Source organism: Streptomyces sp. NPDC059679, from assembly GCF_042734105.1.
In the GTDB taxonomy this organism is placed as follows: Bacteria; Actinomycetota; Actinomycetes; order Streptomycetales; family Streptomycetaceae; genus Streptomyces.
The window spans coordinates 132,096-157,851 of sequence record NZ_JBHWES010000010.1 but is presented as its reverse complement, the minus strand read 5'-3'; the positions used below and the strand labels follow the sequence as shown (position 1 = coordinate 157,851).

14 protein-coding genes are annotated in these 25,756 nt (G+C 71.7%); 3 read left to right on the top strand and 11 right to left on the bottom strand.

Annotated features, from left to right (window positions below; genetic code table 11):
• Positions 1–107 precede the first annotated feature (107 nt).
• Both ACFV2X_RS14490 and ACFV2X_RS14485 read right to left on the bottom strand, forming a co-directional pair.
• Positions 108–821: a response regulator gene (locus ACFV2X_RS14490; protein WP_385615873.1), complete on the bottom strand. Its 714-nt coding sequence runs from the start codon at positions 819–821 to the stop codon at positions 108–110.
• Positions 818–2,554, bottom strand: a complete 1,737-nt coding sequence (locus ACFV2X_RS14485) for an ATP-binding protein (protein WP_385615870.1) — start codon at positions 2,552–2,554, stop codon at positions 818–820. The genes ACFV2X_RS14490 and ACFV2X_RS14485 overlap by 4 nt, the downstream gene beginning before the upstream one ends.
• 162 nt (positions 2,555–2,716) lie before the next feature.
• Between ACFV2X_RS14485 and ACFV2X_RS14480 the strand changes: the two genes are divergently transcribed.
• Positions 2,717–4,150 (top strand): cation:dicarboxylate symporter family transporter, encoded by a 1,434-nt coding sequence (locus ACFV2X_RS14480; protein ID WP_385616033.1) that lies wholly within the window; start codon positions 2,717–2,719, stop codon positions 4,148–4,150.
• Between the two features lie 394 nt (positions 4,151–4,544).
• Positions 4,545–8,417 (top strand): hypothetical protein, encoded by a 3,873-nt coding sequence (locus ACFV2X_RS14475; protein ID WP_385615867.1) that lies wholly within the window; start codon positions 4,545–4,547, stop codon positions 8,415–8,417.
• A gap of 182 nt (positions 8,418–8,599) precedes the next feature.
• Here the strand turns inward: ACFV2X_RS14475 and ACFV2X_RS14470 are convergent, their stop codons facing one another.
• Entirely contained in the window at positions 8,600–8,794 is a 195-nt protein-coding gene (locus ACFV2X_RS14470) for a hypothetical protein (RefSeq protein ID WP_385615864.1), read from the bottom strand.
• 400 nt (positions 8,795–9,194) lie between these two features.
• On the opposite strand from ACFV2X_RS14470, the gene ACFV2X_RS14465 reads away from it, so the two are divergent.
• Positions 9,195–12,188: a BTAD domain-containing putative transcriptional regulator gene (locus ACFV2X_RS14465; RefSeq protein WP_385615861.1), complete on the top strand. Its 2,994-nt coding sequence runs from the start codon at positions 9,195–9,197 to the stop codon at positions 12,186–12,188.
• Between the two features lie 233 nt (positions 12,189–12,421).
• Here ACFV2X_RS14465 and ACFV2X_RS14460 read toward each other — a convergent pair whose 3' ends face one another.
• The 8 genes from ACFV2X_RS14460 to ACFV2X_RS14425 all read right to left on the bottom strand — a co-directional run bounded on the left by ACFV2X_RS14460 (position 12,422) and on the right by ACFV2X_RS14425 (position 25,752).
• Positions 12,422–13,897: a glycoside hydrolase family 16 protein gene (locus ACFV2X_RS14460; RefSeq protein ID WP_385615858.1), complete on the bottom strand. Its 1,476-nt coding sequence runs from the start codon at positions 13,895–13,897 to the stop codon at positions 12,422–12,424.
• Positions 13,898–14,027: 130 nt separating this feature from the next.
• Positions 14,028–16,400, bottom strand: a complete 2,373-nt coding sequence (gene glgB, locus ACFV2X_RS14455) for a 1,4-alpha-glucan branching enzyme (RefSeq protein WP_385615856.1) — start codon at positions 16,398–16,400, stop codon at positions 14,028–14,030.
• A 292-nt stretch (positions 16,401–16,692) separates the two neighbouring features.
• Positions 16,693–18,231 carry a phosphotransferase gene (locus ACFV2X_RS14450; RefSeq protein ID WP_385615853.1) on the bottom strand — a complete coding sequence of 513 codons (1,539 nt, stop codon included), beginning with the start codon at positions 18,229–18,231 and terminating at the stop codon, positions 16,693–16,695.
• Between the two features lie 313 nt (positions 18,232–18,544).
• Entirely contained in the window at positions 18,545–20,281 is a 1,737-nt protein-coding gene (treS, locus tag ACFV2X_RS14445; protein ID WP_385615851.1) for a maltose alpha-D-glucosyltransferase, read from the bottom strand.
• Positions 20,278–22,272 (bottom strand): alpha-1,4-glucan--maltose-1-phosphate maltosyltransferase, encoded by a 1,995-nt coding sequence (locus tag ACFV2X_RS14440; RefSeq protein ID WP_385615848.1) that lies wholly within the window; start codon positions 22,270–22,272, stop codon positions 20,278–20,280. The genes treS and ACFV2X_RS14440 overlap by 4 nt, the downstream gene beginning before the upstream one ends.
• 301 nt (positions 22,273–22,573) lie before the next feature.
• Positions 22,574–23,821 carry a S8 family peptidase gene (locus tag ACFV2X_RS14435; RefSeq protein ID WP_385615845.1) on the bottom strand — a complete coding sequence of 416 codons (1,248 nt, stop codon included), beginning with the start codon at positions 23,819–23,821 and terminating at the stop codon, positions 22,574–22,576.
• Positions 23,822–23,925: 104 nt separating this feature from the next.
• A complete protein-coding gene (locus ACFV2X_RS14430; RefSeq protein ID WP_385615843.1) occupies positions 23,926–24,858 on the bottom strand; it encodes a helix-turn-helix transcriptional regulator in 933 nt (310 codons plus the stop codon).
• Positions 24,859–24,933: 75 nt separating this feature from the next.
• Complete coding sequence (locus tag ACFV2X_RS14425; protein WP_385615841.1) at positions 24,934–25,752, bottom strand: pectate lyase; 819 nt, start codon at positions 25,750–25,752, stop codon at positions 24,934–24,936.
• Between the last annotated feature and the right edge of the window lie 4 nt (positions 25,753–25,756).

The window sequence follows — 25,756 nt, the reverse complement described above, 5'->3', positions numbered from 1 at the left end:
GGCGACGTGCGGGTTGCGGCTGTGAACCTAGCGAGCCGTCGCCGCTCCGACAAGATGGTGGATAGGAAAGTTTCCTATTGCCTGGTTCGGCCAGCGTCGCCCGGCGGTCAGCCGGCGGTCAGCCAGCGGTAGACCAGCTCGGGGCGGCCGACCTGCCCGTACTGTGGCGCCCGCGCCGCGCGCCCCGCGTCGACCAGGTGCTCCAGATAGCGGCGCGCGGTGATCCGCGAGATCCCCACCGTCTCCGCCGTCGCCGCGGCGGAGATCCCGTCGTCGGCGGCGCGCAGGGTGTCGGTCACGGCCTGGAGGGTGGCCGGGGTCAGCCCCTTCGGGAGCTCGGCCGGCTGCGGTGCGCGCAGTGCGGCCAGTGCGCGGTCCACCTCGTCCTGGCCGCTGGCCTCGCCCACGCTGGCGCGGAATTCCGCGTAGCGCAGCAGCCGGTCCCGAAGCGTTGCGAATGTGAACGGCTTGAGGACGTACTGCACCACCCCGAGCGAGACGCCCTCGCGGACCACCGCCAGGTCACGGGCCGAGGTGACCGCGATCACATCCGCGGTGTGACCTGTCGCACGCAGCGCCCGGAGCAGCTGCAGACCATGTCCATCGGGCAAATACAGGTCCAGGAGCAACAGATCGGCGGGCGTGCGCTCCAGCAGGCGCTGCGCGTCGCCGCGCGTCCGCGCCACGCCGACGACCGAGAAGCCGGGGACCCGCTCCACATACATCCGGTGCGCGTCCGCGGCGACCGGGTCGTCCTCGACGACGAGGACCCGTATCGGGGCGGGCCGCGCCGGGTTCGCCTGCGACGGGCTCGGGCTCATCGGGCGGGTTCCTCTTCTTGGGCGGGTGGCTCTTGGGTGGGTTCCTGTGGGGTGGTGTCCTGTGGGGCGGGCTGCTTCGGGATGGCTTTTGTGAGGGGGGTCACTGGTTCCGCGAGCGCTGCATCTGTCAGCGGCATTCGGACCGTGAACTCCGCGCCGCCGTCCGGCGTCCGGGACACCTCGACCGTGCCGGAATTGCGCCGCACCGCCTGCTGTACGAGGGCGAGCCCCAGCCCCCGCCCCGCGGACTTGGTGCTCCAGCCGCGCCCGAAGGCCGCCTCGGCCGTCGCCGGGTCAAGCCCGGCGCCCGTATCGCTCACCCGCAGCGTCAGCTCGTCGGTGACGGCGCGCGCGGTGACCGTGACGCGGGCGCTTCGGGCCGCGCCGCGGCCGACGCCTTCGGCGGCGGCGTCCGTCGCGTTGTCGATGAGGTTGCCGAGGACGGTGACCAGGTCGCGGGTCGGGAGGCCGGGCGGCAGCAGCCCGTCGTCGATACGGGTGTCGGGGGCGAGGACCAGCTCCACGCCGCGCTCATTGGCCTGGGCGGCCTTGCCCAGCAGCAGGGCGGCCAGCACCGGTTCGGCGACGGCCCCCACCACCTGGTCGGTCAGCGCCTGCGCCAGCTCCAGTTCGGCGGTCGCGAAGTCGACCGCCTCCTCGGCCCGCCCCAGCTCGATCAGCGAGACGACGGTGTGCAGCCGGTTGGCGGCCTCGTGCGCCTGGGAGCGCAGGGCCTCGGCGAAGCCGCGTACGGAGTCCAACTCGCCCGACAGGGCCTGGAGTTCGGTGTGGTCGCGCAGGGTGACGACCGTGCCGCGCTGCTCTCCGCTGCTGACCGGGGAGGTGTTGACGACCAGGACCCGCTGGGCGGTCAGATGCAGCTCGTCCACCCGTGGCTCGGCGGCCAGCAGGGCGCCGGTCAGCGACGGGGGCAGGCCGAGGTCGGAGACGTACCGGCCGACCGGGTTCACCGAGTTCTCGGACAGGCCGAGCAGTTCCCGGCCTGCGTCGTTGATCAGCGCGATCCGCCGCCGCCCGTCGAGCATCAGCAGCCCCTCGCGGACGGCGTGCAGCGCGGCCTGGTGGTAGTCGTGCATCCGGCTCAGCTCGCCGGCGTTCATACCGTGGGTATGGCGGCGCAGCCGGGCGTTGATGACATAGGTGCCGATGCCGCCGATCGCCAGCGCGGCGAACGCGACGACGAACAGCGCCAGCATCTGGCGGCGCACCTGCGCGCTGATGGTGTCGACGGTGATGCCCGCGCTGACCAGCGCGGTGATCTTGCCCCCGGCGCGTGCGTCGCGCACCGGGGCCACCACGCGCACGGAAGCGCCCAGGGTGCCGGTGTACGTCTCGTCGAAGATCCGGCCGTGCAGCGCGGGCCCGGTGTTGCCGAGGAACTTCTCCCCTATACGGGCCGGGTCGGGGTGGGTCCAGCGGATGCCCCGGGTATTCATGATGGTGACGAAGGCGACACCGGTGTCATGGCGCACCCGCTCCGCGTACGGCTGGAGCCGGGCGGTGGGGTCGTCGGACCGTACGGCCTCGGCGACGGTCGGCGAGTCGGCGACGGCGGTCGCGGCGGCGGTGGCCTGGCGGCGCGCGGACTCCTCCGCCTGGCTCCGGCCGGTGATGTACGAGAAGACCGCGCACCCGGCGACCACGACGGCGACCAGGACCACCTGCATGGCGAACAGCTGGCCTGCCAGACTCCGGGGACGGGGGACGCGCATGCCACACAGTGTGCACATGGCCGTTTCGTGAACGAAATGAACGGAAGGGTGACCGCCATCACAGGCGGGGTGCATAGTCCTCGGGACCGTCCAGGGCGAAGTGCGAGCCGCACGACGCATCAGCCGGGACAGCTGGGCGGCAGAGCAGAAGGAGGCAGCACCGTGGCTGCGCAGACCTCGCCGCCCGATTCCGTGGGTACGGATGCCGGGCGGCCGAAGAAGGACCGGATTCATTTCCTCTACCTCGCGGTGATCGCCGCGGTGGCGCTCGGCATCCTGGTGGGCTTCGTCGCCCCCGACACCGCCGTCGAGCTCAAGCCGATCGGCACCGGCTTTGTGAATCTCATCAAGATGATGATCTCGCCGATCATCTTCTGCACGATCGTGCTCGGCGTCGGCTCGGTGCGGAAGGCCGCGAAGGTCGGCAAGGTCGGTGGCCTGGCGCTCGGCTACTTCCTGCTGATGTCGACCGTCGCCCTCGCCATCGGCCTGGTCGTCGGCAACATCATCGAGCCGGGCAGCGGGCTGCACCTGACCAACGAGGTGGCCCAGGCCGGACAGGGCCAGGCCAAGAACGCCGTCAGCGAGTCCCTTCCGGACTTCCTGCTCGGCATCATCCCGACCACGCTCGTCTCCGCCTTCACCGTTCCCGAGGTGCTGCAGACCCTGCTGATCGCGCTGCTGGTCGGCTTCGCGCTGCAGGCCATGGGCAAGAGCGGCGAGCCGATCCTGCGCGGGATCGGCCACATCCAGCGGCTGGTGTTCCGCGTGCTGTCCATGATCATGTGGGCGGCGCCGGTGGGTGCCTTCGGCGCGATCGCGGCGGTGGTCGGCGAGACGGGCGTGGACGCGCTGAAGTCGCTCGCCGTCATCATGATCGGCTTCTACATCACCTGTGCGCTGTTCGTGTTCCTCGTGCTCGGCACGATCCTGCGGCTGGTCGCCGGCGTGAGCATCTTCTCGCTGCTGAAGTACCTGGCGCGCGAGTTCCTGCTGATCGTGTCGACCTCGTCCTCGGAGTCCGCGCTGCCGCGCCTGATCGCCAAGATGGAGCACGCGGGCGTCAGCCAGCCCGTCGTGGGCATCACCGTGCCGACCGGCTACTCCTTCAACCTGGACGGCACCGCGATCTACCTGACCATGTCGTCGCTGTTCATCGCGGAGGCCATGGACAACCCGCTCTCGCTCGGCGAGCAGATATCCCTCCTGGCGTTCATGATCATCGCGTCGAAGGGCGCGGCGGGCGTGACCGGTGCGGGCATGGCCACGCTGGCCGGCGGTCTGCAGTCGCACCGGCCGGACCTGGTGGACGGCGTCGGCCTGATCGTCGGCATCGACCGCTTCATGAGCGAGGCGCGCGCGGTCACCAACTTCGCGGGCAACGCGGTCGCCACCGTCCTGGTCGGCACCTGGACCAAGGAGATCGACAAGGAGCGCATGCAGGAAGTGCTCGCCGGTCGGCTGCCGTTCGACGAGACGACGCTCGTCGACGACCACTCGCCGTACGGCGGGGACGACGCGGACGACGACACGAGCCCGGCGGTGCCGGAGCAGCGCGGCGGCTCGGGTACGGCGAAGGAGCACGCCTCCATCTGACCTGCGCCCCACCCGCGCGGCACCCATCGCGCGCGGACATCGCGGCCCTGCCCTCCTGAATCGGGGCAGGGCCGCGCCCGTTCATCCCCCGGCCGTTCATCCCTCGGCCCGTTCATCCCCCGTCTGAGAACCCCGCGGGCAAGTGCGCGACCCCCGTGGCCGACTCCGCGTGAACGCCTGGGACGAAGGGGAGGAACGGCGCGACCAACAGGGCGACCCCCATGACCGCCGTGGTGATCCGCCCCCAAAGAGGCATGAGCCCCCACCTCTCTTCCTGTTGCTTCGTACGGTCCACTTCACCGGCCCGGCGGTTGTTCGGCAGCCCCATCGCCGTACGAAACAAAGGGAGTAGCGTCTGGGGCCGTACCAGGCCGTCAGGTGGGGGGAATGGGGCATGGGCCGCAAAGAGAGCCCGCTGGATCCGAGCGCGGGCCCGGTCCAGCGTTTCGCGTACGAGCTGCGCAAGCTGCGGAGCGAGGCGGGTGGGCCGACCTACCGGGCGATGGCGCAGCGCGTGCCGTACTCGCTCACCACGCTGTCCCGGGCCGCCGCGGGGGACCAACTCCCCTCGCTGCCGGTCACGCTCGCGTATGTGGAGGCGTGCGGCGGCGACTCGGCCGACCGGATCGCCTGGGAGGCGCGCTGGCGCGAGGCGGCGGAGGAGACGACCGGCCTCCCGGCCGAGGAGGACGACGCCACCCCGCCCTACCGCGGACTGGCCCGCTTCGAACCGGGCGACCACGAACGGTTCTTCGGGCGGGAACAGCTCGTAGCCGATCTGCTGGAGCTGGTCCGGGAGAGCAGGTTCGCCGCCGTCTTCGGCCCCTCGGGCAGCGGTAAGTCCTCACTGCTGCGGGCCGGTCTGATCCCGGCCCTGCGCGACGGCACGGCCGCGCCGTTACCCCGCCCGTCCGTGATCCGCGTCCTCACTCCCGGCGACCGCCCGCTCCGCACCCACGCCGACGCGCTCGCCCCGAAGCTCGGCCCGAACGGGGACGACGACGGGGACACCTGGCTGGTGATCGACCAGTTCGAGGAGGTCTTCACCCTCTGCCAGGACCCGGCCGAACGCGCCGGGTTCATCGAACGCCTGCTGTCCGCCCAGGACGAGGACAGCCGACTGCGCGTGGTCATCGGCGTACGGGCCGACTTCTTCGGCCGCTGCGCCGAACACCGGGAGCTGACGGCCGCACTGCGCGGCGCCACCCTGCTCGTCGGAACGATGGGGCGAGCGGAGCTGCGGGAGGCGATCGTCAAGCCGGCCGCGGCCGAAGGGCTGATCGTCGAGCGGGCGCTGACCGCCAGGGTCGTGGAGGAGGTCGTCGACGAACCCGGCGGCCTGCCCCTGATGTCCCACGCCCTGCTGGAGACCTGGCGCCGCCGCCGCAGCCGGGCGCTGACGGTCGAGGCGTACGAGGCGGCGGGCGGTGTGCACGGCGCGATCGCCCTGACCGCGGAGCGGGTGTACGGGGAGCTCAGCGAGCGGCAGGCGGAGGCCGCGCGGCGGATCATGCTCCGGCTGATCACACCGGGGGAGGGGGCCCAGGACACCCGGCGCCCGGTGGACCGGGAGGAGCTGGGACTGGACTCCGGCTCTGGCTCCGGTGACGCGGCTGATACGGCGCTCGTACTGGAACGCCTGGTGCGGTCGCGCCTGGTCACCCTCGACGAGGGCACGGTCGACCTCGCCCACGAGGCCCTGATCACCGCCTGGCCCCGGCTGCGCGGCTGGATCGACGAGGACCGCCAGCGGCTGCGCACCCACCGCAAGCTGACCGAGGCCGCCCGCACCTGGGAGGAGCTGGGACGGGATCCCGGCGCGCTCTACCGGGGCGCGCGGCTGGTCGAGGCGCGGGAGGCGTTCGAAGAGCCCGACGACTCGGCCGAACTCACCGCCGTGGAGCGCGACTTCCTGGCCGCCAGCCGGGCGGCGGGCACGCGGGAGCGCCGACGGGTGCGTACGTTCGTGGGTGCGGTGGCGGTGCTGGTGGCGCTGGCGCTCGTGGCCGGGGTGGTGGCCTGGCAGCAGAACCGGGCGGGGGAGCAGCGGCGGGCGGAGGCCGTGTCCCGCCGGATCGCGTCCGTCGCACAGAACATGCGGTACGCGGATCCGGTGACGGCGATGCGGCTGAGCGTGGCGGCGTGGAACATCAGCCACACGGTGGAGGCGAGAGCGGCGCTGCTGGGGGCGATGGCGCAGCGCGAGCAGGACACTTTCACCGCTTCGGGAGGCGGCGCGGACGACGACGCGATGCTGAGCGGTGACGGCCGTACGCTCGTGACCTCTGGGATGAACGGCGAGCTGCGCGGCTGGGACGTCCCCACTCATCGCCGGATCAGCTCCGTCAAGATGAGCAACGAGACGGCGATCGTGTCGGCCGTCTCCCCGGACGGGCGGCAGGTCGTGACGTTCGGGGACGATGGTCTCCGACTGCGGGACCGCGCCTCCGGCCGACCCATCGGCCCGCGCCTCGATACCGAGGACGAGGACGGGGACGCGTACTTCGGGGCGAGCGGACGCACCGTCGTCGTGGTGGACGGGCACTGGCTCCGGCTGTGGGACATCCGGCATCGCCGCATCCTGTTCCAGCGCTCCAGCGAGAGCATGCAGGTGCCGGGGCTCAGCGCGGACGACAGGAGGGTCGCGCTGTGTTCGGACCAGGATGACCTGGAGGTCTGGGATGTCCGCGAGCATCGCCGGATACGTACGCTCCCCGCTGTTGTCTCGCGTCCGGTCTGCGATCCGGACGCCGATGTCGACAGCGAGTTCACACTCACACCGGACGGCCAAAGGCTGCTGATCGCCACCGCGAAAGGGATTCGCGGCTGGGAGCTGGCCTCTGGAAAGGAACTGCCAGGCATCTCCCACTCCGGGCTCTCGGACCTCACCGTCAGCCGTGACGGGCGGTTGCTGGCAGCCACGGATGACCAGGAGATCCTGATGTGGCGGCTCGACAGCCCTGGGAAGCCCGTCTACCGGCATCCCCTGGCCGGTCGGCGGATCTCCGGTCTGAAGCTGGATGCGGACCACGGGGTCATCCGGTACCAGGAGGGGGACATCGTCATGAGCGACGCGGTGCGCACCCTGCACCTGGGCAACGCCACGGCCCCGGGATGGGGGCCGAAGCGGGACGGGGCAGCCCTGTTCAGCCCCGACGCGAGCCTGATCGCGGAGGTGCGGACGTCGGGCGAGCGCGAACGGATCGAGCTGCGGCCCACCGGCGGAGGAGCCTCGGTTGCCGCCGCCCTGCCCTCGGCCGACTGCCGGACCACTGCTCAACCGGGGCACAGGGGCCAGTACTGCTTGCCGCTCATGGCGTTCAGCGCGGACGGGCGGACCTTCGCCTATGGGTTCGGCGAGCGCAACGCGGCCGACGGCCGGCCCCGGGCGGAGCGGGTTGCGGTGTGGGACGTGCGCAAGGGCCGTAGAACGGCCGACCTCGTGCTCACCCCGAAGGACGAAGACGGGTCGGGCGCCGACCCGCTCGCGCTGACGGAAGACGGGTCGGGCGCCGACTCGATCGCGCTGACGCCGGACGGGAAGACCGTGCTCGCCTACCGGCACAATCCGGAGACCCTGGAGCTCTGGGGAATCCGCAGCCGCACCAAGGTGACCCGGTGGCCGGACGGGTCGGGGGAGATGGTGAGCAGCGGTAGTGGCAACCTCTGGACGGGGGGGTTCCCGGACTCCTCGGCCCTGGCCGTGCGACCCGACGGCCGGATGGTCACCACGGCGTCCGGGCAGCGCTTCACCCTCCCCTCGGGCCGTCCGCAGCGACCCACCCGTTCCCAGGACCCGGTCTACGCGCTGGCCTACCGCCCTGACGGTGAACAACTGGCCCGCGGCACGGACTCGGGGCAGGTGACGCTGTGGGACGGCAGTGCCGAGCGTCGTCTGGGCGTTGTCGCCGGGACGCTCACCGGCGAGGGGCGGGAGAGCGCCGAACCCGTGAAAGCCCTGGCCTACTCACCCGACGGCAAGATCCTGGCCGTGGCGGGCGACAAGGGCACGCTGCGGCTGTGGGACACCGCGTCCGGCCTTCCGCTGGGATCCGTTCTGCTCACCGCGGGCGACAACATCCGGGCCCTGTCCTTCAGCGAGGACGGCAGAACCCTGCTGGTCGCGGGCGAACACGTACCGCTCCAGAAGATCGCCGTCGACCCCGGGCGCGTCACCGCCGCCGTCTGCGAGCGCGCGGGCGGCGGCCTGCACCGCGCCGACTGGAAGACGTACATCCCCGAAGTCCCGTACCGCAAGGTGTGCTGAACGGGACCGTCATGGCAGGCGAACGAGATCCCGCGCCTCCCCCCGTGGAAGGCGCGGGCGCATAAGGGTGCGCTGACATCAGCGCACGTATCAGCGGGACATCAGCGGGAGTTAAGCGCTTACTGAAATCCGTGCTGAAACCCGTACTGAAATCCGTACGGAGACACCGCCGCGCAAGCGCGTCAGCGTTCGCCGTCCACAGCGGGCCGCAGCTGCTCCGGGAGCGCGGTCCATTCGGGGCCGTCGTCCTGGGGCTTGATCCAGGCGACGTTTCCGCCGGTGTCGATATAGGCGACGCGGCCGATGGCCTCGCGCTCGATGTCGTACACGAGGTCGCCTATCCGAGGGAGGGTGCGAGTCTGTCCCGTAGCCGTCATGAGCTGCCCTTTCGCCATAGCGCTGCCTGTCGGCGCGGATCTGGCCGCCTCGGCCTTGTAGCCGGCCGCCCCGAGAAAACCAATCGCGAGGAGTCCGGCTGCCAGGGCCCGGTTGTACCGGCCGCTCGGTCTGCGCGGTCCGGCCGGTCCGGCGGTATTCGATACGCGGATCAAGCCCCCCATGTCGCCCCCGCTGTCTGGGTACAGAGGGCTCCCCGTTACCGCGGGCTCCCCATCCAGCGGGGTATGCGCCGGACGTGAGCGTGGGTGCGCCGCGGCGCCCTCATTGCCCGTAGGGTGCAACGCGGAGCTGATGTCTCGCTGATGCGGCGCTGACCTGTCCCTGTGGGTAGGCTGCGAGATGGCCGCAGGGAATCTCAGGTACCGACGGGGGAAGCGCGTGCACGGGACCGAGTTTCGTCTGCTGGGCCCGGTCGGTATATGGCAGGGCGAGCAGGGACTCGGCCCGACCGCCGCTCAGCAGCGATCCGTCCTGGCGATGCTGTTGCTGGAGCCGGGGCGAGTGGTCTCCGTGGACCGGCTGGTGAAGGCCGTATGGGGGGAGGACCCGCCGGGGTCCGCGCGCAACGCCGTACAGGTCCAGATATCCAAACTGCGCAGGATCCTGGCCGCGCTGGCCGACACCGAGCTGTCCACCTCCGCACAAGGGTACTGCCTCACCGTCGACCAGGAGCGGGTGGACCTGCACCGTTTCCGGGAGTTGGTGCGTGAGGCGCGGACGGTCGGCGACGGCCCGGCCGGTGAACTGCTGCACGCGGCGCTCCAGCTGTGGCGCGGCCCCGCGCTCGCGGACGTCGCGGGCGGCTGGCTGCCCGAGACCGTCGGGGCGGGCCTCGAGGAGGAGCGGCGCGCGGTGGTGGAGGAGTGCGCCGCGATCGATCTGCGCTCCGGGCGGCACCAGGAGGCGGCCGCTGTCCTGTCCCCTCTGGTGGCGGAGCACCCGCTGCGGGAGCGGTCGGTGGGCCTGCTGATGGAGGCGCTGAGCCGGAGCGGCCGGCGGGCCGACGCGCTCGCGCTCTTCCGCAGTACGCGGCAGCGGTACGTCGACGAACTGGGCATCGAGCCGGGGGACGACCTGCAGCGGCTGCACCGGAAGGTGCTGGACGCGCAGCCGGCGGGGGCGGACCGGGCGGGTGTGGCTCTGGCGGGCGCGGATTCGGCCCCGGCAGCCGCGGACCAAACGCCCGCCCCAGCTGCCGCAGCCCCCACGGCGGCCGTGGCTCCAGCCACGGCCCCAGCCGCCACAGCCCCAGCTACCGCCACCCCACCCCCATCCGCCCCGCAGGACACCTCCCCCGAGCCCCCCGCCGAGTCCCCACCGGCCGCCGAGGTCGCCGTCCCACAGCAACTCCCCGCCGATGTCGTCCACTTCACCGGGCGGGAACGGGAGCTGGCCGGGCTCGACGCGCTGCTGCGACCCGCGCCCGGGTCCGGAACTGGATCCGCAACCGGGTGGGTGCCCACCGCGGCGGTGATCTCCGTGATCGCGGGCAGTGGCGGCCTCGGCAAGACCACCCTGGCCGTGCACTGGGCCCACCGGGTCTGCGACCGCTTCCCCGACGGTCAGCTGTATGTGAACCTCCGCGGCTTCGGCCCGACCGGCTCGGCGATGACCCCCTCCGAGGCGGTACGGGGCTTTCTGGACGCCTTCCAGGTGCCCGCGCACCGGATACCGGCCACCGTGGAGGCCCAAACCGCCCTCTACCGCAGCCTGTTGGCGGGCCGCCGGGTGCTGATCCTGCTGGACAACGCGCGCGACGCAGATCAGGTCCGCCCCCTGCTGCCCGGGGCGCCCGGCTGTCTGGTGCTGCTGACCAGCCGTAACGAGCTCACCGGACTGGTCGTCGCGGAGCAGGCCCAGCCGTTGCCGCTGGATCTGCTCGACCGCACCGAGGCGCGCGAACTGCTCGCCCGCAGGCTGGGTCCCGAGCGGGTGGCGGCCGAGCCGGAGGCGGTGGAGGACGTTGTCACGGTGTGCGCGGGGCTGCCCTTGGCGCTGGCCATCGTCGCCGCCCGCGCGGCCACTCACCCCGGCTTCTCCCTCGAAGCTCTCGCCCGCGAGCTGCACGACGCCCGCGGCAGCCTGGACGCGTTCGACGGCGGTGACGCCACGACCGACGTCCGGGCGGTGTTCTCGTGGTCGTACCACACCCTGGGCACCGACGCCGCCCGGCTGTTCCGGCTGCTGGGCGTGCACCCCGGCCCGGACATCTCGGCCGCCGCCGTGGCCAGCCTGATGGGGTTGCCCGTACCGCAGGCCCGGCGGCTGCTGCTCCAGCTGACCCGGGCCCATCTGCTCACCGAGCGCAGCCCGGGCCAGTACGCGCTGCACGACCTGCTGCGCGCCTACGCCACCGAGCTGGCCGAGGCGTACGACTCCGAGGACGACCGGCGCGCCGCGCTGCACCGCATCCTCGACCACTATCTGCACACCGCCGTCGCCGCCGGCCGGGTGTTCACCCCGCAGCGCACGCCGCTCACCCTCCCCGAGGCGCAGCCCGGCGTGTGCACCGAGCCGTTCGCCGATTACGCCGAGGTGCTGACCTGGTTCACCGTCGAACACCATGTGCTGATCGCCGTGCAACAGCAGGCGGCGGAGAGCGGATTCGAGACCCACGTCTGGCAGCTGGCCTGGTCGCTCGCCGAGTTCCTGGACCAGCTCGGCCACTGGCACGACCAGGGCGTCGTACACGCCGTGGCGCTCGACACGGCGCGGCGTACGGACAACCTGACCGGGCAGGCCCACGCCCACCACGGCCTCGGCCTCGCCGATCTGCGGATGGCCCAGTACGACCGGGCCCGCGACCACCTGATGTGCGCCCTGGACCTGCACGGCAGGACCGGCAACGCGGCCGGCCAGGCGCTCATCCACGTCGCGCTCAACCAGGCGGGCGAGCGGCAGGGCCGCCACGAGGAGGGGCTGTACCACGCGCAGCGCACCCTTGAGCTGTACCGCGAGGTCGGCCAGCGCAGCGGGGAGGCGTACGCGCTGAACAACCTCGGCTGGGCGTACGCCATGGTCGGCCAGTACCAGCAGACCCTGATCCACTGTGAGAAGGCGCTGCGGATGCTCCAGGAGGCACACGACGGGCGGGGCGCCTCGGCCGCCTGGGACAGCCTCGGCTACGCCCACCACCGCCTCGGCGACCACGAGCAGGCCATCGTCTGCTACCGCAACGCCGTGGAGCTGCGCCGCGAGCGCGGCCAGCGGGTCAGGGCGGCCGAGACCATGTACCGCCTCGGCAGCGCCCAGTTGGCCGCCGACGATGTCCGCGGCGCCCGGGACACCTGGCGGCAGGCCCTGACCATGTTCGACGCCCTCGGCCACCCGGACGCCGGCCGGGTCCGCGAGGAACTCGGCCGGCTCGGGTGACCTAGCAGCACCTACTGACGGGGGCGGCGCTCGCCGCCGTCGCCGTCATACCGGACGCCGCGACGAGGCCGCCCGCGATGAGCGCGATGGAGAGCGCCCGCAACAGCCGCTGTTTCATGTTGTCCTCCTTCCGCCTTTGCTCTGCCGTACGGAAGCGAGTACAGCAGTGGCGCGATTGTTCGGCGACCCGTTCCACCGCGCGGAACAAAGGCGGAACATGGACCGAGCGGAACTCAGCCGAACGGAATCCGCACGTACGACTGGTTGCCCGTCCCCAGCGTGCTGCCGCCGTTGCCGATGGCGTTCCAGACCTCGACCCGCACCTTCCCGTTGCTCAGGTTTCCGAGCGAGCCGGTGGCGGACTTCAGCCCGCGGGCCTGGGTGTAGTGCTCATAGCCCGCGACGGGATCGGTGGCGAAGTACTGGTAGGTCTCGGTGCGGTCCCAGCTTCCGTCGCCGGTCAGGTCGTAGGAGATACGGACCTGCTGGCCGTTGGCCACGGTGGTGCCCGCGTCCACGAACAGGTCGAACTGCGTGGCGCCGCCGCTGTAGGTGGCGTTCAGCCCGGAGGCGAGGAAGGTCTGCGGCTGGTAGGGCGTGCCGTCGTGGTTGGTGCCGCCCGCCGAGGGCAGCGTCGCGGTGGACGCGGAGGAGGACGCGGCGCCGAGGGCCCCGCCGCTGCCCAGGTAGCGGGTGGCGGAGCCGGACGGGGGATCGGTGGGCGGGTCGGTGGTGCCGCCGCCGCGGGTCCAGACGGCGACGTAGTCGACGAGCATGGGGTGGCCGGGGTCGGTGGCGGCGGTGGGGGTGGCCGAGCCGTGGACGCCGTCGGGGAAGGCGCCGCCGATCGCGACGTTGAGCAGGATGAAGTAGCCGGCGTGGTCGGTCATGTTCGACCAGGTGGCGGCGTCGACGCTGTTCTGGCTGACGCTGTGGAACTGCTGGTCGTCCACGTACCAGCGCAGCTGGTTGGGCGTGGTGGAGCGGTCCCATTCGAAGCGGTACGTGTGGAACGCGGACTGGCAGCTCGCGCCGGGGCAGGCGCGGCTGGCGCCGACGCCGGTGGTCTCGTTGCAGGGTCCGCCCGGGTTGACGCCGCAGTGGAGCACCCCCCACACGGAGTTGATGCCGTTGACGTTCTCCATGATGTCGAACTCGCCGATGCCGGGCCAGTTCCAGTAGTTGCCCCGGTACGGGCTGCCGAGCGCCCAGAACGCGGGCCAGTAGCCGAGCGCGGCGTTGCCGGTGACGTTGGGCATCTGGATACGGCTCTCGATCCGCAGCACGCCGCCCGCCGGCGCCTTGAAGTCGGCGCGCTGGGTCTCGACACGGGCCGAGGTCCAGTTGCCCGCGCCGTCGCGGAGCGGGGTGATGCGGAGGTTGCCGCTGCCGTCGAGGCTGAGGTTGCTGGTGGAGTTGGTGTAGTTCTGGATCTCTCCGGTGCCCCAGTTGCCGGGGCCGCCGGGGTAGGAATGGCCGGTGTCTATCCGCCAGTTGGCGGAGGACGGCAGCGTGTTCGCGGAACCCTTGAAGTCATCGCTCCACTGCAGGTTCCAGCCGGCGGCGGGCGGCACGTCGCCGCGCGCGGGCGAGGTGCCGAACAGCGTGGCGAGGGCCGCCAGCGCGAGCGCGGCGACGGCCAGCGCCGCGGTGAGGGGTGAGGTGAGGGGTGCCCTGGGTCTGGGTCTGGTGCTCGTGCGTGTGCTCACGGGGGACGACCTCCAGGAGGTGTGTGGGGGTGTGAGAGCGCTCTCACGTTTATGTAGGTGCACACGGGAAGGGCGTCAATGGCTCGTGCGTGTTGGTTTGCCGGCGGGTCTCTGACGCGCGTACGTGTCGTCAGGCCGGCCCGAGCCAGATCGTGGCCAGCGGTGGCAGCACCGGCAGGATGCTCGCGGGCCGTCCGTGCCAGGCGGTGGGTTCGGCCTTGAGCGGTTCCGGGTTGCGGACGCCGCTGCCGCCGTAGCGGCTGTCGTCGGTGTTCAGCACCTCGCGCCACAGCGGGACGTGGTCCGGGACGCCGATGCGGTAGTCATCGCGTACGACGGGCGAGAAGTTGCTGATGGCCAGCAGCGGAGAGCCGTCCGCGGCGAAGCGCAGGAAGGCGAAGACGTTGTCCTCGCGCGCGTCGCCCTCGACCCAGGCAAACCCCTCCGGGTCGGTGTCCCGCTGCCACAGCGCGGGCGTGGCCAGATACACCTGGTTCAGCTCGCGGACCAGGTCGCGTACGCCGCGGTGGTCGGGCTCGGCGGAGTACGAGGGGTCGAGCAGCCACCAGTCCGGGCCGTGGCTCTCCGACCACTCGGCGCCCTGGGCGAACTCCTGTCCCATGAAGAGGAGTTGCTTGCCCGGGTGTGCCCACATGAAGCCCAGGTACGCGCGGTGGTCGGCGCGCCGCTGCCACCAGTCGCCGGGCATCTTCGACACCAGTGACCGCTTGCCGTGCACCACCTCGTCATGGGAGATGGGCAGCACATAGTTCTCGCTGTACGCGTACACCATCGAGAAGGTCATCTCATGGTGGTGGTACTTGCGGTGCACCGGCTCATGGCCGATGTAGCCCAGCGAATCGTGCATCCACCCCATGTTCCACTTCAGCCCGAAGCCGAGGCCGCCGAAGCCGCTGGGGCCCACATGGTGGGTGGCGCGGGTGACGCCGTCCCAGGCGGTGGACTCCTCGGCGATGGTCAGCACGCCGGGGCAGCGGCGGTAGACGGTCGCGTTCATCTCCTGCAGAAACGCGACGGCGTCCAGGTTCTCCCGGCCGCCATGGACATTGGGCGTCCACTGGCCCGGCTCGCGGGAGTAGTCGAGGTAGAGCATGGAGGCCACGGCGTCCACCCGCAGGCCGTCCACATGGAACTCCTCGCACCAGTACACGGCGTTCGCCACCAGGAAGTTGCGCACCTCCGTGCGACCGTAGTCGAACTCCAGCGTGCCCCAGTCCGGATGCGCGGCCCGGGCCGGGTCGGCGGGTTCGTACAGCGGTCTGCCGTCGAACTCGGCCAGCGCCCACTCGTCCCGCGGGAAGTGCGCGGGCACCCAGTCGACCAGCACCCCGATGCCCGCCTGGTGCAGGGCGTCGACCAGGTACTTGAAGTCGTCGGGGGTGCCGAGGCGGGCGGTGGGCGCGTAGAAGCCGGTGACCTGGTAGCCCCAAGAGCCGCCGAAGGGGTGCTCGGCCACCGGCATCAGCTCGACATGGGTGAAGCCGAGGTCCTTGACGTACGCGGGAAGCTGCTCGGCCAGCTGGCGGTAGGTCAGCCCCGGGCGCCACGAGGGAAGATGCACCTCGTACACCGAGAACGGCGACTCGTGTACGCGCTGCCCCGCCCGGCGGGCCAGCCACGCCTCGTCGCGCCACTCGTGGTGGGAGGTGTGCACGATCGAGGCGGTGGCGGGCGGACACTCGGTGCGGCGCGCCATCGGGTCGGCGCGCAGGGTGTGGCTTCCGTCCGGGCGGGTGATGTCGAACTTGTACACCGCGCCCTCGCCCACACCGGGCAGGAACAGCTCCCATACGCCACTGCCGCCCAGCGAGCGCATCGGGCAGGCCGTACCGTCCCAGTAGTTGAAGTCCCCGGCCACGCGTACGCCTCGGGCGTCCGGCGCCCACACCGTGAACCGCGTCCCGGCCACGCCCTGGTGCGTCATCGGATGCGCGCCCAGCGCGCGCCACAGCTCCTCGTGGCGGCCCTCGCCGATCAGGTGCAGATCCAGTTCGCCGAGGGCGGGGAGGAAGCGGTACGGGTCGTGGTGCGGGGCCGCGCCGCTGCCGTACCCCCCGTTCCGGTGCTCCCCGTTCTCGTAGTCGACCAGCAGCCGGTAGTCGGGGATCTCCCGGAGCGGGAGCACCCCGGAGAACAGCCCGTCCCCCTCGGGGCGCAACTGCGCGCGCAGCCCGGTGGCGGTCACGGCCACGGAACGGGCGTACGGGCGCAGCGCGCGGAAGAGGATTCCGCCGCGCACGGGGTGGGCGCCGAGGAGTGCGTGCGGGTCGTGGTGGGAGCCGGAGAGCAGCCGCTCCCGGTCGGTGTCCCCGAGCGGCGTCGCGGCGAGCACACCCCCGCCGCCGGGGGGCGCGGCATCGGTGCGTGGTGCGGTCTCGGCGCGCGGTGGGCCGGTGGGGGCGGGGTCGGGGCCGGCGCTCGGGCTGTGGCTTGGCCTGGGCGCCCGCGGGGTGGGCGGTGCGGTGTACGAGGAGCGGGACATCGGGCCGTCTCCGGGGCCGTGCGCGGCGGCCCGGTGGGCGGGCGGCCGGTCGGGGTCCGGGCGGAAGGTGGCGGGGACGGGCGAGGGCGGGCCGGACGGAGGCGCGTCTGACGAGGCGGACGGAGGCGGGCCGGATAGCGGCGGGTCATGCGGGGGCGGGCCGGACGAAGGCGAGTCCTGCGGAGTCAGGTCGTGAGGGGGCGGGCCGGACGAAGGCGGGTCATGCTGCGGCCGGTCGGACGGCGGACGTGCGGTCACGGGGGTGTCCTCCCAGGGGGCTGGGTGCGTCGTATCAGGTGCGGGTCGCGGCCAGGCGGCGGATGGCCGACATCGGGACGGGCAGCCACTCGGGGCGGTGGCGGGCCTCGTAGACCACCTCGTACACCGCCTTGTCGGTCTCGTGGGCCCGCAGCAGCTCCGGATCGTCGCGCGGGTCGCTCCCGGCTGCCTCCGCGTAGCCCGCGCAGTACGCGGCACGGGAGCCGCCGGCCCAGTCCTGTGGGCTGTCGTGGCCGCCCACGGCCGCCGCGTAGTCGAACGAGCGGAGCATGCCCGCGATATCGCGCACCGCCGGCTGCGGGCGGCGGCGCTCGTCGAGCGGGCGCGAGGGCTCGCCCTCGAAGTCGATGAGCGACCAGTGCGCCTCGCCCTCGACCGTCCGCCGCAGCACTTGGCCCAGGTGCAGATCGCCGTGGATGCGCTGGGCCGTCCAGGTGCGTCCGGCGCGGCCGAGCGCGGCCAGGTCCTCGTACGCGGAGTGCAGCGCGGCGCGGTACGGGTGGAGGGCGGGTACGGCCGCGGCGGCCGAGTCCAGGCGCTCGGACATGGTGGCGGCGAGGTGTTCGATCTGCGGGCGGCGCAGATGGGAGGTGGGCAGCGCGCGGGCCATCGCCAGATGGACCTCGGCGGTGGCCTGGCCGAGGGCGTGGGCGGCGGCGGTGAAGTCGCCCCGGGCGGCCACCGCGTCGAGCGCGAGCTGCCAGCCGTCGGTGGAGCCGGCGAGGTAGGGCTGCAGCACGCCGAGGGTGAAGGGGTCGGCGCGCGGGCCCGTCCCCTCGCCGAGCGGGGCGGCCTCGAACCAGGCGGCCGGGGCGGGCACCCGGGTGCAGCCCGTGCGGGCGAGGGCCAGGGGCAGTTCGAGGTCGGGGTTGGTGCCGGGGCTCACTCGGCGGAAGAGCTTGAGGATAAACGTATCTCCATAGATCACCGAGGAGTTGGACTGCTCGACGTTCACCAGCCGGGGAGCGAGCCCCGAGGGGATGTCCGCGGACGGCTCGCGCAGGAAGCGCAGCGGGCCGAGGGTGCCGGGCATCCGCAGCCGTTCGAGGAGGAGCGTGGTGAGGCGGGGGTCGAGCAGCGCCTCGTAGACGGTCCGGCCGTGCAGCGGCCCGCCGCTGGGGTGGCCGATGAGGGCGGGGGCGAGGTGGGGCGGGAGGGTGGCGCGCACGCCGAGGAGGATCTGGTAGCAGTCGCTGGCCGCCGCGCCGCGCCGGTGTCCGCAGCCGGAGCCGTGCCGGTGGCCGGGCGGCTCGGGCTGCTGGGCGCGGACGAGCAGATGGAGCAGGCCCGGCGTGTTGCCGCCGGTCGCGCACGGCAGCAGCTCGGTCGCGCAGACCAGGGCGAAGCCGGTGACCGGACGGCCCTTGCCCGCGAACCAGCGCTGCCGGGGCAGCCATTCCGAGAGCAGCGGGGCGAGGGAGGCGAGCAGCCCGGCGGGGCCCGCGGCCGCGGCGGGGCGGATGGCGGACGGCGGGGGGTCGGCCCGCGGTACGGCGGTCGGCGGCTGCTGTGCCCCCGGGGAGGCCCCCCGGGAGAATGAAGCTTCCGGCATGGCGTCGCGTCCTTTCCCCGGGCACACGACATATCAGGGCAAAGTGTCCCGGATTGCGGCATTGACTGTGCGACGGTGCGGGACGTGTCGGGCGAGGATCGTCCGTACGGCGAGTACAGAGCGGTACGGCGCGGTACGGCGCAGTACGGAGTGCGCGATCTGCTCCGCCCGTGCGGTAGTAGGGAGGCTGCCCATGATGTGGGGCCGAAAACGCCCGTACGCGCCCGAGGTGGACGCGTACGGACGAGAACGGCAAGCGTGCCCGTCGGCCCGTCGGCCCGTCGGCCCGTCGGCCCGTCGGCCCGTCGGCCCGTCACCCCGTCCAGTGGCCCGCCGCGTCGCCCGCCCGCAGCCGGAACCAGTAGAAGCCGTGGCCCGCGAGCGTCAGCAGATACGGGAGTTCGCCGATGGCGGGGAACCGGACGCCGCCGATCAGCTCGACCGGGTGGCGGCCGCTGAACGCCTGTAGATCGAGCTCGGTGGGCTGGGCGAAGCGCGAGAAGTTGTGCACGCACAGCACGAGGTCGTCCCCGCCGTCCTCGGTCGGCGGCGCCTCGCGCAGAAAGGCGAGGACGGCCGGGTTGGAGGAGGACAGCTCGGTGAAGGAACCAAGCCCGAAGGCCGGGTTCTGCTTACGGATCTCGATCATCCGCCGGGTCCAGTGGAGCAGCGAGGACGGGCTGCTCATGGCCGCTTCGACGTTGGTGACCTGGTAGCCGTAGACCGGGTCCATGATCGTGGGCAGGAACAGCCGCCCGGGGTCGCAGGAGGAGAAGCCCGCGTTGCGGTCGGGGGTCCACTGCATGGGGGTGCGTACGGCGTCGCGGTCGCCGAGCCAGATGTTGTCGCCCATGCCGATCTCGTCGCCGTAGTAGAGGATCGGCGAGCCGGGCAGGGACAGCAGCAGCGCGGTGAACAGCTCGATCTGGTTGCGGTCGTTGTCCAGCAGGGGCGCCAGTCGTCTGCGGATGCCGATGTTGGCGCGCATTCTGGGATCCTTGGCGTACTCCGCGTACATGTAGTCGCGCTCTTCGTCGGTGACCATCTCCAGCGTCAGCTCATCGTGATTGCGCAGGAAGATGCCCCACTGGCAGCCGGAGGGGATGGCGGGGGTCTTGGCGAGGATTTCCGAGACCGGGTAGCGGGATTCGCGCCGTACGGCCATGAAGATGCGCGGCATGACCGGGAAGTGGAAGGCCATGTGGCATTCGTCGCCGCCCTTGGTGAAGTCGCCGAAGTAGTCGACGACGTCCTCCGGCCACTGGTTGGCCTCGGCGAGCAGCACGGTGTCCGGGTAGTGGGCGTCGATCTCGGCGCGGACCCGCCTCAGCATGTCGTGGGTGCGGGGCAGGTTCTCGCAGTCCGTGCCCTCCTCCGCGTACAGATACGGTACGGCGTCCAGCCGGAAACCGTCGATGCCCAGGTCCAGCCAGAAGCGCAGGGCGGCCAGTACCTCCTCCTGGACGGCGGGGTTCTCGAAGTTGAGGTCCGGCTGGTGCGAGAAGAAGCGGTGCCAGTAGTACTGCTTGCGCACCGGGTCAAAGGTCCAGTTGGACGTCTCGGTGTCGATGAAGATGATCCGGGCGTCCTGGAATTGCTTATCGTCGTCGGCCCACATGTAGTAGTCGCCGTACGGACCCTCCGGGTCGGTGCGGGACTCCTGGAACCACGGGTGCTGATCGCTGGTGTGGTTCATGACGAAGTCGATGATCACCCGCATACCGCGCTGATGGGCGGCGTCCACGAACTCGACGAAGTCGGCGAGGTCCCCGAACTCCGGCAGTACGGCGGTGTAGTCGGACACGTCGTAGCCGCCGTCGCGCAGCGGGGAGGCGAAGAAGGGCGGCAGCCAGAGGCAGTCCACGCCCAGCCACTGCAGATAGTCGAGTTTGGCGGTGAGTCCCTTGAGGTCGCCGACGCCGTCGCCGTTGCTGTCCTGGAAGGAGCGCACCAGCACCTCGTAGAAGACGGCGCGCTTGAACCAGTCGGGATCGCGGTCCTTGGCCGGAGTGTCCTCGAACTTGTCCGGGACGGGCTCATTGACGATCATGATGTGGGTGACCCTCCGATCGGTGAGGACGGTCGCACGGACAGCACATGCGCGGGAGCCATCGGGCGGCCCGGCTCCAGGCGCACATAGTTGTCCCTGCCCCAGTGATAGGTCTCGCCGGTGAGCTCGTCGCGCACCGGGGCGGACTCATGCCAGTCGAGGCCGAGTTCCGGCATGTTCAACGAGACCGTCGCCTCCTGGGTGTGGTGGGGGTCCAGGTTGACGACCGTGAGCACGCACGAATCGCCCGCTCGCTTCGAGTAGGCGATGACAGAGTCGTTGTCGGCGTGGTGGAATCGCAGATTGCGCAGTTGCCGCAGCGCGGGATGGCGGCGGCGCAGCCGGTTCAGGCAGCTGAGCAGCGGTGTGATGGTACGTCCCGCGCGCTCGGCGGCCTCCCAGTCGCGCGGCCGCAGCTGGTACTTCTCGGAGTCCAGGTACTCCTCGCTGCCGGGCCGCAGCGGGGCGTTCTCGCACAGCTCGTAGCCCGCGTAGACGCCCCAGGTGGGGGCCAGCGTGGCGGCCAGCACGGCCCGCGCCTCGAAGGCGGGACGACCGCCGTCCTGGAGGTAGGCGTGCAGGATGTCCGGGGTGTTCACGAACAGGTTGGGCCGCATGTATCCGGCCGCGTCCCCGGACAGCTCGGTGAGGTAGTCGGTGAGCTCCTGTTTGGTGTTCCGCCAGGTGAAGTACGTGTACGACTGCTGGAAGCCGATGGCGCCGAGGGTGTGCATCATGGCCGGCCGGGTGAAGGCCTCGGCGAGGAAGATGACGTCGGGGTCGGTCCGGTTGATGTCGCCGATCACCTTCTCCCAGAAGACCACCGGCTTGGTGTGCGGGTTGTCCACCCGGAAGATCCGCACCCCGTGGGACATCCAGAAGCGCAGCACCCGCTCGGTCTCGCGGACCAGCCCCGTGAAGTCGGTGTCGAACGCGATCGGGTAGATGTCCTGGTACTTCTTGGGCGGGTTCTCGGCGTACGCGATGGTGCCGTCGGCGCGCCGGTGGAACCACTCCGGATGCTTGTCCACCCAGGGGTGGTCGGGCGAGCACTGCAGGGCGAAGTCGAGCGCGACCTCCATGCGCAGCTCGCGGGCGCGCTCCACGAAGTGGCCGAAGTCGTCGAGGGTGCCGAGGTCGGGGTGGATCGCGTCGTGGCCGCCGGCGGCGGAGCCGATCGCCCAGGGGGAGCCGACGTCGTACGGGCCCGCCGAGAGCGCGTTGTTGGGGCCCTTGCGGTACGAGGTGCCGATGGGGTGGATCGGCGGGAGGTAGACCACGTCGAAACCCGCCGCGGCGATGGCGGGCAGCCGTTCGGCGGCGGTGCGCAGCGTACCGCTCAGCGGCCGCCGGTCCTCGGCGACCCTGGCGCCCTCCGAGCGCGGGAACAGCTCGTACCAGGACCCGAACAGCGCGCGCTCCCGCTCGACCAGGAGGGGCATCGGGCGGGAGGCGGTGACCAGTTCGCGCAGCGGGTGGCGGCCGAGGACGTCCGTCACGTCGGGAGCGAGGGCGGCGGCGAGCCGGTCGGCGACCGGGCGCCGCTCGTCGCGCAGCCCGTCGACGGCCCGCAACACCGCCTCCCGGCCGTCGTTCTTGGGCACGCCCGCCGCCGCTCTCTCATGCAGCCGCGCGCCCTCCTCCAGGACCAGATCGGTGTCGATCCCCGCGGGGATCTTGATGGTGGCGTGGTGCCGCCAGGTGCCGATCGGGTCGCTCCACGCCTCGACCGTGTACGACCAGCGGCCCTGTGCGCTCGGGGTGACCTCGGCGCCCCAGCGGTCGGTGCCCGGGGCGAGTTCGCGCATCGGTGTCCAAGGTCCCGAGCGGCCTGCCGGGTCGCGCAGGACCACATTGGCCCTGACCGCGTCGTGGCCCTCCCGGAACACGGTGGCGCTCACTTCGAAACTCTCGCCCACCACCGCCTTCGCGGGGCGGCGGCCGCAGTCGATGAGCGGGCGGATGTCCAGGACGGGGATGCGACCGATCATAGGATCACCTGACGGCGTTGCGGGCGTATATTCTTTGGCGGCTTTTGTCCTTTGTATCGGTTGTGCCGCCTTGCGGCGGGTTGCGGGCATGACAGCTCCTGTCCGCGTTCACTCTGGTGGGCGGATGGGGTCGGCCATGGGGGGCGTGTTCGGAAAGCCTTCCCCTACGGCGCGGGGGGACAATCCGGGTTCCCGTTAACTTCCCGTGCGTAACGCGCTCGGCCCCGTACGGCCCGTGAAACACGAACCGTACGGGGCCAATATTTTGCCGTGAGTTGCCCGTCCGTCAGTTGCCCACCTGTCAGTTGCCCACCTGTAGGAGGCGGTTCGGCGAACCGGTCCCCGCGTTCCGCACCTTGCCCTTGGCCGCGTGGGCCGTGAGCGCCGCACTCACCTGGGCCGGGGCCGCCCGCGGATGGTCCGCGAGATACAGCGCGGCGGCACCGGCCGCGTGCGGGGCGGCCATCGAGGTGCCCGACATGACCTTCGACCCCGTGTCGCTCGTGTTCGACGCCGAGACGATCCGTTCCCCGGGCGCGAACAGGTCAACCGCCGGGCCCCAGTTGGAGAAGGCGGAGCGGCGGTCGTCCGGGCCCGTCGAACCGACCGTGATGGCGCCCGCCACCCGGCCCGGGGAGTACGAGCCCGCCGAGCGGTTCTGATTGCCCGCCGCCACCGTGAAGGTGAGGCCGGATGCGATCCCGGACCGTACCGCCTCGTCCCACTCGGGGATGGGAGCGTCCTGCGTGGCGCCCAGGCTCAGATTGACCACGGCGGGCCTGTGGGCGTGTTCCATCACCCAGTCGAGACCGGCCAGCACCTGGGCGCTGGTGCCCTGGCCCGTATCGTCCAGCACCTTGACCGCGACGATGTCCGCCTGCTTCGCCACTCCGTACGCCGATCCGGCGGCGGTGGCCGCGATGTGCGTGCCATGGCCGTTGCCGTCCTCGGCGACCGCGTCGTTGTTCACGAAGTCCCAGCCCGAGCGGGCCCGGCCGCCGAAGTCCCGGTGCGTGGTGCGTACACCGGTGTCCAGGACGTAGATCGTCGTGCCCCGGCCGGCGCTGCGCGGCGAGGTGTACGACGCGTCGAGTGTGCGGTCCGGCTGATCGATCCGGTCCAGGCCCCAAGACTGGGGGTGCTGCTGGCTGTTCTGCTGCCGGGTGCGCAGTGAGACCTGGGTGTCCGGTGCGACCGAGGCGATATGCGGGTCGGCCGCCAGCCGCTCGGCCTGTGTCCTGTTCGCCCGCACCGCGTAGCCGTTCAGCGCCGTGCTGTACGTACGGCTGATTCTCGCCCCGTAGCGCGCGGCGAGCTCCCGGCCCCCCTCGGAGTCCGCGCGGAGGCCCTGCGCCCCCTCCTTCAGCGTGACGATGTAGCTGCCGTCCGCTGTGGCCGCTGTGGCCGCTGTGGCCGCCGTGGCCGCTCTGGCGGTCGCGTCCGTCCTGGCGGCTGCGGCCGACGGCATCGCGGCCGCCAGGACCACCGCGGCGATGCCCGCGACGACGGCCCAGGCCCGGCGCCGGCGGCCGGCGCTCGTATGCGGCATGGATCGATCCCCTCCCCGTCCCTCCCCAATGCGACGGCGTCAGCCTCTCGTGGGGAGGAGGATCGGGACAAGACCGCTTTGGGTGGTTAAATCGGCCAGATCGGTCACGGAGCGGGGGTCGCTGCTGCCTCCGACGCCCCAGCCGTTGCCGCCGCCGACGACGTCCCGGCCGCCGCCGCCGACGCCATGCCCGACGCCAGCAGGCGCAGGGCCGCCTCCGACGAGGAGCCCGGCTCCGCGCCGTACATCATCAGGCACTGGCCCGAGGAGTCCGGCAGCCGCGTCATCTCGAAGGTCAGCTCCATCGGCCCGACCAGCGGGTGGTGGAAGGACTTGATGCCGAAGGCGCATTTGCGCACCGGGTGGCGCGACCACAGCGCCGCGAACTCGGCGCTCTTCATGGACAGCTCGCCGATCAGCTCCGCGAGCCGCCGGTCGTCGGGGTACTCGCCCGCCGCCAGCCGCAGCGCGGAGACCGCGCGCGGCGCCTCGCCCTCCCAGTCGGGGTAGAGCTCGCGGGTGTGCGGATCCAGGAACAGCAGCCGCTGGGTGTTGGGGCGGTCCGCGGGGCGTTGTGGGCTGTCGGCGGCCAGATGTCCGGCGAGCAGCGCGTGCCCCAGCGGGTTCCAGGCCAGTACGTCGAACCGGGCCGTCAGCACGAGCGCGGGCACCCCGGCCATGGCCTCGACCAGCAGCCGGGTGCTCGGCCGGGCGGTCTCGGTGCGCGGCGCCGGACGGCGCCCGGTCCGCGCCGGGCGGGCCAGATTGCGCAGATGCGCGTGTTCGTCGGGGCTCAGCCGCAGCGCCCGGGCGATCGCGTCGAGCACGCCGTCCGACGCGCCCGGCGACTGGCCCTGCTCCAGCCGCGTGTAGTACGCGACGCTCACTCCGGCCAGCTGCGCCAGCTCCTCGCGGCGCAGCCCGGGCACCCGGCGGCGGGTCCCGTACGAGACCAGCCCGACGTCCTCGGGCCGCAGACGGGCGCGGCGGGTGCGCAGAAAGTCCCCGAGCTCGGCAGGCGGTGTGTCTGTGTTCACGGGTCCCAGTGTCCGGCAACCGGGCCCGGCGTGCCTGCCCCTGTCGGGGTCAGGCACGCCGGGCCTGGGCCGGCATTACCTGTAGGTGATGTCCGAGGTGGAGTACTTGCAGTACGTGCCGTCGGGGCCGCTGCCGTTCTTCGACGGCTCGGCGCCCGTGTTGTTCCCGATGTACTTCTGGCACGGGACGATCTTCTTGCTGCTGTCGCCGACGATGGTGATCGAGCGCAGCGTGAGGGAGTCACCGTAGTTGGTGTTGATCCCGCCGCCGACCTTGCCGGGTGCGGTGAGCTCCGTGTTGCTCACGTTGATGGTGCGCTTGTACTGCGTCGAGCAGTTGCCGCAGGACCGGACGAAGGTTCCGAAGTCCTGGCCGGCGAAGTTGGAGATGTTCAGCGTGCCGCCGCCGTTGAACTGGAAGATCTTGTCCGCGGCCTTGCGCGCGCCGCCGCCGATGACGTTGAACGTCTTGCCGCTGCCCCGGAAGGTGGCGGCGTCCTCGCCGACGTCCTCCCACCAGACGTTCTGCAGGGTGCAGCTGCCCTCACAGTGGACGCCGTCGGCGGCCGGGGCGCCGAGGATGACGTTCTTGAGGGTGGCCCCGTCGGAGAGCTTGAAGAGCGGGTCCTGGTCCTCGTTCTGGCCGCCGGAGCCCAGGTCGCCGGAGCCGTAGTAGCGCTTCATCCCGCCGTCCATGGACCCGCTGACCGGGATGGTCTTGGTGACCGCCTGGGGGGTGCCGCTGGGCGTGGGCCAGGTGGCGGCGGAGGCGGTGGGGAGGGTCAGGCCGGTGGTGACGGCGCCCGTGGTGAGGGCGACGGCGCCCAGGAGGCCGGCCATCGCCCGCTTCCTGTTCCTGTTCAGCTGCTTGGTGCGCGGTGCCGGTAGTGCCATGTCA

Excerpts from the sequence above, each read along its gene's own strand:
- ACFV2X_RS14475 (WP_385615867.1), top strand. The coding sequence starts at position 4,545 with ATGGGCCGCAAAGAGAGCCCGCTGGATCCGAGCGCGGGCCCGGTCCAG.
- ACFV2X_RS14435 (WP_385615845.1), bottom strand. The coding sequence starts at position 23,821 with ATGCCGCATACGAGCGCCGGCCGCCGGCGCCGGGCCTGGGCCGTCGTC.
- ACFV2X_RS14485 (WP_385615870.1), bottom strand. The coding sequence starts at position 2,554 with ATGCGCGTCCCCCGTCCCCGGAGTCTGGCAGGCCAGCTGTTCGCCATG.
- ACFV2X_RS14440 (WP_385615848.1), bottom strand. The coding sequence starts at position 22,272 with ATGATCGGTCGCATCCCCGTCCTGGACATCCGCCCGCTCATCGACTGC.
- treS (WP_385615851.1), bottom strand. The coding sequence starts at position 20,281 with ATGATCGTCAATGAGCCCGTCCCGGACAAGTTCGAGGACACTCCGGCC.
- glgB (WP_385615856.1), bottom strand. The coding sequence starts at position 16,400 with ATGTCCCGCTCCTCGTACACCGCACCGCCCACCCCGCGGGCGCCCAGG.
- ACFV2X_RS14470 (WP_385615864.1), bottom strand. The coding sequence starts at position 8,794 with ATGACGGCTACGGGACAGACTCGCACCCTCCCTCGGATAGGCGACCTC.
- ACFV2X_RS14450 (WP_385615853.1), bottom strand. The coding sequence starts at position 18,231 with ATGCCGGAAGCTTCATTCTCCCGGGGGGCCTCCCCGGGGGCACAGCAG.
- ACFV2X_RS14425 (WP_385615841.1), bottom strand. The coding sequence starts at position 25,752 with ATGGCACTACCGGCACCGCGCACCAAGCAGCTGAACAGGAACAGGAAG.
- ACFV2X_RS14490 (WP_385615873.1), bottom strand. The coding sequence starts at position 821 with ATGAGCCCGAGCCCGTCGCAGGCGAACCCGGCGCGGCCCGCCCCGATA.